Origin of the sequence: Streptomyces sp. NPDC127092 (assembly GCF_042722475.1) — a bacterium.
Classification (GTDB): domain Bacteria; phylum Actinomycetota; class Actinomycetes; order Streptomycetales; family Streptomycetaceae; genus Streptomyces.
The window spans coordinates 1-1,676 of record NZ_JBHXFE010000099.1 but is presented as its reverse complement, the minus strand read 5'-3'; the positions used below and the strand labels follow the sequence as shown (position 1 = coordinate 1,676).

2 protein-coding genes are annotated in these 1,676 nt (G+C 73.7%); one reads left to right on the top strand and one right to left on the bottom strand.

Annotated elements, in window-relative coordinates; genetic code table 11:
* Nucleotides 1-112 precede the first annotated feature (112 nt).
* The gene (locus ACFWJO_RS37315; protein WP_020625716.1) at nt 113-790 is read left to right on the top strand and encodes a GntR family transcriptional regulator; all 678 of its coding nucleotides are present in this window, start codon (nt 113-115) and stop codon (nt 788-790) included.
* Nucleotides 791-829: 39 nt separating this feature from the next.
* On the opposite strand, the gene hutG is transcribed toward ACFWJO_RS37315, so the two are convergent.
* Nucleotides 830-1,676: formimidoylglutamase (gene hutG / locus ACFWJO_RS37310; protein WP_386872565.1), on the bottom strand; the 847-nt coding region annotated here is incomplete at its 5' end.

The window sequence follows — 1,676 nt, the reverse complement described above, 5'->3', positions numbered from 1 at the left end:
GTACTTCATGAGTCCTCCATGTGACGCCGGTAACAGGATGTGGGTCACGCTACGCCGCATATCCCGGATATATCAAACGGATTGGGGGCAGATGACTGCCTACGCTGGGCCCATGAACAAGTCGGAGGAGGCCTACGCCCGCCTGACGCAGAAGATCGAGACCGGGGAGCTGCCACCGGGCGCCATCCTCAGCGAGGCGGACCTCATCGACGCCGCCGAGACGGGGCGCACACCCCTGCGCGAGGCCGTGCAGCGCCTCATCCGAGACCACTGGCTCCTGGCCGGTGGGGGACGGGGACTGCAGGTGCCCCCGATCTCCGTGGACGACCAGCTGGAGAGGCTGGAGGTGCGGCGGTCGCTCGAGGCCCTGGCCGTGGGACTGGCCTGCGCGCGGGCGGACGAGGAGCAGCTGGCCGCCGTCGCGGCCCACGTGCGGCACCTGCGCACGGTGGAGGACCTGCCGGCGTACGTCGCCGCCGTCGGGCGCTCGCACGAACTCCTGCGCACGATCGCGAACAACCGCTATCTCGCCGACTCCCTGGTCCCGCTCCAGGGGCTCTCCCGGCGGTTCTGGCTCGCCACCACGAAGGGCCTGCCCGACGAGGTCGAACGCGGCCGGGCGTTCTACGTCCCGGCGCTGGAGGCGGTGACCCGGAGGGACGCGGCAGGAGCCCGGGCCGGGGTGCTGGCCCTGCACGACTTCCTGGCACGCTCGGCGCTGGACTACGCCGCCCGACGCGCGGCCCACGGCAGCGCCGAGCCCCCAGCCCCGTGGGCAGCGGGGCACTGACGCGCGCGGCCCCCGCGCCTGAACGGACCCCCGCCCGCCTCAGGCCAGCAGCGACGCGTCCGTCCGGTGACGGCTGACGATCGTGTGGATCAGCCGGGCCGCGGCCTTCGCCGTGCGGCCGTCCACGTCCAGGGCGGGGTTGAGCTCCACGACGTCGGCCAGGGCCAGCTTCCCGGACTGGGTGGCCTCCAGCGCGCACGCGTGGATCACCTCGTACGGCACGCCGAAGCCGGCCGGTGCGCTCACCCCCGGGGCGACGGCGGCCGGCAGCACATCCAGGTCGATCGTCAGGTAGAGCACGTCCACGGCGTTGATGAACGAGCGCACCCAGCGGCGCACGCCGGTGACGTCGGCGGTCTGGGCCTGCTCGTCGGTCACCCACGTGACCCCGCGTTCGCGCGCGGTGTCGAACAGGGCCCGGGTGTTGTTTGCCTCGCTGATGCCCACCACCGCGTAGGAGAGCTGATGCTCCGCCCCCTCGGCGTCCCGCAGCGCCTGCAGGAACGGGGTGCCGGAGCTGGGCCGCGGCGCCTCGCGCAGGTCGAAGTGCGCGTCCAGGTTGAGGATGCCCACGCGGGTGCCCGCGCCCACGCGCGTGGAGCCGGTCAGGCCCGTGATCGATGCGTAGGCGGTCTCGTGTCCGCCGCCGAGCACCACGGCCAGGTCGTGGGCGTTCAGCAGCCCGCTGACCACCGTGCCCAGCTCGGCCTGGCCCGCCTCGAGCTCGCCCGGGGCGTCGTCGTCTCCGCGGTCCACGGACACGTCGCCCGCGTCCACGAGCGCGCCCGTGCCCTCGAGATACGCGAGCGAGGCGAGCGCGCCACGCAGCGCCTCCGGGCCGTCCTCGGCGCCCACGCGGCCGTGGTTCCGGCGCACGCCCTCGTCC